The sequence below is a fragment of the Oceanospirillum multiglobuliferum genome (assembly GCF_900167095.1).
GTDB lineage: Bacteria > Pseudomonadota > Gammaproteobacteria > Pseudomonadales > Halomonadaceae > Oceanospirillum > Oceanospirillum multiglobuliferum.
The window spans coordinates 1-4,967 of record NZ_FUXG01000040.1 but is presented as its reverse complement, the minus strand read 5'-3'; the positions used below and the strand labels follow the sequence as shown (position 1 = coordinate 4,967).

Sequence of the window (4,967 nt, the reverse complement as noted above, 5' to 3'; positions counted from 1 at the left end):
TAAACACCCAAGCCAAAACACCACAACCCAACGTAGGGTGCATAAGCGTAGCGTCATGCACCGTTGAAGCATAAGCGCAGCGCCATGCACCGTTAAAACCTAAATACAGCATCATGTACTGTCTATTTTGAACGCCCATACTCCCGACAGGGTGCTTCAACCCATTTATATAGAAGCACCGAAGTACACAGAGTTAATAAAAGCGCAGTAACAACGGATATATTTGGTGGCATTGCCCATAAGAATACAAGCTGAGCAATAAAGTCATGAAGTAAATAAATACCATAACTACCGGCACCAGCTTTAACCGCCATCTGCCCCCAGCTCTTTGGTAAAAGTAAGCCTTTTTGCTGAGCTAACAAGATACCTGCTAGCAACAGAGCAAAACCAAAAGCAGCCAAAACATTAAACCAGCCAAATGGCCGAGGACTAATAGACTCCGCCAAAGCGGTGGGGTAATACCAATAGAGTGCCACTAAAATCACAAGCCCAAAACCTAAAAACAGCGGATAGTAATGCTTATAATGATCGCCTGATTGCTTCAGCAGCCAAAACACCGCCATACCAAACCAAAACTCTATTAACAACGCAGGTAACTGCGCTTGTCTCACCACCCAATCTTTATTTGATGGTGCATATTGAAAGCTGTACAAGGTTATAAAACCTACCATAGCGATAACCGCCAACCACCAAAATCGTTGCGAGCTGCTTAGCCAAGAATGAGGTAGTTTCAAACTTAAAGCGATTAGTACATAGAAGGCAACTTCTACCGTTAAGGTCCAATAAACCTCACTAAAATAGCCGACATCAGCTAAATTTTGATCGGGCGCCGCTTGTAAAAAGAGTAGATGGCGTAAAAGCTGAAACAAGTCCTCACCAAGATCTCCTGCCGACAGAAATAATGCCAGTATTAAAGAGATCAAATACATAGGATACAACCGCCAGATACGCCGTCTCACGAATACCTTTATTGTTTGAGTATGAAAACCCAGCAACAGGGGGGCAAACAGATAGCCTGTTAGCACAAAGAAAAGATCAACTCCTACATGAAAAAAATGTAACCCTAATAGACGCTCAGCCCAGACTGGCGTTAAATAAAAAACATAATGATGCACAAGCACCATTAGGGCACCTACCGCGCGCAATCCTTCCACAACGGGATTAAACACCTGTAACCTCTCAACCTATTATCAGTGAGCGGTAATAATAAAGAGGTTATTACAAAATGAATAATATTTTGATCTCCCCTACGTTGAAGCATAAGCGCAGGGGGATAAGCGCAGCATGATTTATCATAAGAGTTTGGTGCATGACGTGGCTCGTACCTCACCCCTTATGCACCCTACAACAACCCCTTAACACCACAACCCAACGTAGGGTGCATAAGCGTAGCGTCATGCACCGTCGAAGCATAAGCACAGCGTCATGCACCATAAACACCCAAACCAAAACACCACAACCCAACGTAGGGTGCATAAGCGTAGCGTCATGCACCATAAACACCCAAGCCAAAACACCACATCCCAACGTAGGGTGCATAAGCGTAGCGTCATGCACCGTCGAAGCATAAGCACAGCGTCATGCACCATAAACACCCAAACCAAAACACCACAACGCAACGTAGGGTGCATAAGCACAGCGTCATGCACCGTTGAAGCATAATCACAGCGTCATACACCATTAAAATCATCAGGCATAAAAAAACCCCGCTTTCCAAAGAAAGCAGGGTTTTGTCTTACATACCTAAACTCGGTATCGGTTTAATGGGCTACAGCGAACTGCAACCCAAACAACCTATTAATCCAGAAGGATTAAGCTATGCCTTGACCAAGGTTAGACGCTACCAAACCATCTAGGTAAGAATTACCAGCAGCAGTTTCACCGAAGTCGAAGGTGCCGATCAGTTTCACATCTGCGGCATCGGTAGAAGTACCGGTGCTGGTGACGTGGAAGGCTTTGTAAACACCTTCGTTATTCTCGTTACCAACTTGTGCATTGTCATGCACCAGAATAACGTAGTTGCTGGTAGAGTTTGCAGCACCTGCGGTCAGGTTCAGATCCAGTTCACCGAAGTAGTGTGTGCCACCAACCTCTGTACCATTGATCATCGCTTTAACATTCGCAGCGGTCAGGCTGTCGAAGGTTACAGCAACATCTGCAATTTCCAGTGCGGTGCCATCGTTAAACTCAATAATAGTAACAGAGTTATCAACCACAACATCAGCATTATCAGCAGATACTGTTTTAGCGATAGGCGCTTTAGTGGTTGCGTTAACACTGGTCAGATACGCGTTGAAGTCCAGCAGATCTGCACCGTTATTATCGGCAACTGCACCTGCGGTGAAGTTAACGATAGTGTTAACACCGTTGTCATAACCAGTGATTTGAACAGTATCGTTGCTCAGTGCACCAGTACCTAGAGTCAGAACGTCTTGACCGGAACCCAGGTTGATCACGTTATCGCTTTCAGCACCGCTTGCAGTACCGGTGACATTCGTTGAAGCAACTTGTGTCACAGTAACAGCAGCAACATCACCACCAACAGCAGGGAACTTAATGGTTACAACACCAGCATTGTTATCCGTTACGCTAACGACCTGACCACCAATCGTCTGCTCATGCAAAGCCGCTTGCACTTTGTCGCCCACTTGAGCTGCGGTGTCTGTTGCCAATACAGCAACGTTAATACCACCCACTGTAATAGTGCCATCTTTGTCTGGTGAAGCAAATGTGATGGTTTGGCTTTCTGGTGTTGTCGCAGTACCTGGTGTTGTAACAACAGCACCAGCACCAACAGCAGCACCAGTAGCAGTGCCCAAAGCAAAGACTGGTGTTAAACCAGTCAAGTTTGCAACGGAATTATCACCCATCCAGTTAGCATCAACCGTGAACGTGACAGCAGCAAGAGCATTAGCAATTGTAATCGCACTCAATGGAATATTGGTTGCGCCAAATGCCAGAGTAGTTGTTGGGCTATTGGTTTTCAGCAGGTTCAACTCAGCAGCAATTTCAGCAGCTGTGTTATTCACGTCAGCAGTTAAATCATCAAGAGAGATTGTTCTGCCACCAACGGTTACAGTACCTGCGCCTGTGGTTTCGGCACTTACAGTCAGAGTTACAACACCATTTGTACCCGCAACATAAGCTGTTGCATCATTAGTTGCTGTTGGCAGTGTCGTGTATGGTGCGCTGTTAATCGTACCAAACTCAGAAGCGTATAGACCTTCAGCATTTGTTACCGCTGTATCAATAGCACCTGTGTTCAGTGTACCCGTAGCCTGTTTGTAAGCGGCATCCGCTTTTGTCAGGTCGTCGGTTGTCAGCATCAGATTACCGGCTTTTTCACGAGCCGCTTTAGCTGCTGCGGTTTCGTTAGCATCGAAAGCAACCGGTGGGATGATGTCGATTACCAGCTCGTTGGTTGCCAGCAGGCCGTCGATCAGAGACTCAAGACCCAGTGCGTTGCCTTCGTTGTCATGGGCAAACATCAGCTTGCTCAGTACCGCGTCTTCGTTAACGGCTTTTTTGATCGCCTGATTAATCTGCTTAGTCGTGGTCTGGTAGTTGGTAGAGTCAATAGTAACAAACTTAGACTCAAAGCCTTTAAAGCTTACTTGTACTTGGGCTTTAAAGAAGTTGTAGGTTTGCGCTGTGTCGTTAGCACCGTTAGACAGGGCATCATCGCTGTTAGATACGATATCTTGGTTGGTAACCAACTTTTGAATATCAGTAGTAGCATTGTTGAAAACAAACACACCACGGTCGCCAGCGTTGTCTACACGTACTACGTCGTTACCAGCACCTGCATTGATAATTGCTGCGCCTGCACCTGGAGTTAGAACCCAATCGTTACCAGCGCCTGCATCAATAGTGATGTTGTCTAGTAGTTGTTGGTTAACCAACCAGCCAGCAGCTGCAGTATTGACTTGCAATGCAACCGCTTTGTCACCCGTCAAGCCGTTAGACGCCATAACGGTAACAACGTCATTACCATCGCCAGATTTAACCGCTACTTTTGTATCAACCGCTTCCAATACGTCAGTATCAATAGCCAGATTCAATACGTCGTTACCTGAAGTCAGATTGTAGTCAATCAGTGCATCAGTATCATCGGTAGTGAACAGGCCAGTGTCTTTCAGGTCATAGCGAGACAGTACAGCATCAGAAACCCAGCTGTTGATAGCTACAGAACCTGCGTTAGAAGCTTCAACCTGCTGTACATCAACCAGACCACCTTTAGTGAAGTCTTGATCAACCAAAGCCACTACGTGGTTAGGATCGTTCTTTTGAGTACCTACGCGGAAGTAGCCGTTAGAACCCGTTTGCAGTTCAATACGCTCTAGGTGGTTGTTTTCACCCGCACCCTGAGAAACTGCAGCTGTCAGCCATACGCCATTTTTAGCGGTGATTTTGAACTCTTCAACGCCTTTGTCAGAGTTAGACTGGCCGCCGATATCCAGAGTAGCACCCTGAGAACCGTAACCGATGTTGTCTAGCTCTACATTAGTAGTAATCAGTTTAGTGATTGTTTGAGCTTCAGAGTCAGACATCTGAGCAAACAGGGTGAAACCGCTTTGATCGATAATACCGTCACGGTTGCTATAACCCACAGGAGCTAGTGTTGTACCCGCAGTGTCAGTCAGTGTGATCTGAGTAACGGTGACTGCTCCCCGCCCTTTCGGGCGAGGCTTCCAACTTCTCAGGCAGCAACCGGCGCGTGGCCGGATTTACGCAAGCCTCCATTGGCAGGAACCGACAGTCCTTCGGCCTTTAGTTTGATAACACCCTGCTGGCGGATATTGATCGCGGCGTTGATGTCGCGATCTAGCTCTACCGAACAAGCCGGGCATGCCCAGATGCGAACCGACAACGGCAGGGTGTCTACCTTGTGTCCACAGCAAGAACAGGTCTTGGAGCTGGCAAACCACTGGTCGATTTTAACCAGATGCTTACCTTGCGCTTTAGAC

Annotated in this window: 3 protein-coding genes; all 3 read right to left on the bottom strand. The window is 46.8% G+C overall.

The window, feature by feature from the left end:
• Window positions 1-122: 122 nt before the first annotated feature.
• On the bottom strand, window positions 123-1,169 hold the full coding sequence (locus B5D26_RS15895; protein WP_139776696.1) for an acyltransferase family protein: 1,047 nt from the start codon (window positions 1,167-1,169) through the stop codon (window positions 123-125).
• Between the two features lie 642 nt (window positions 1,170-1,811).
• A complete protein-coding gene (locus B5D26_RS15890) occupies window positions 1,812-4,550 on the bottom strand; it encodes a beta strand repeat-containing protein (RefSeq protein ID WP_143833136.1) in 2,739 nt (912 codons plus the stop codon).
• A gap of 149 nt (window positions 4,551-4,699) precedes the next feature.
• The coding region (locus B5D26_RS15885) for a zinc ribbon domain-containing protein (RefSeq protein ID WP_143833135.1) at window positions 4,700-4,967 on the bottom strand (268 nt) is incomplete at its 5' end.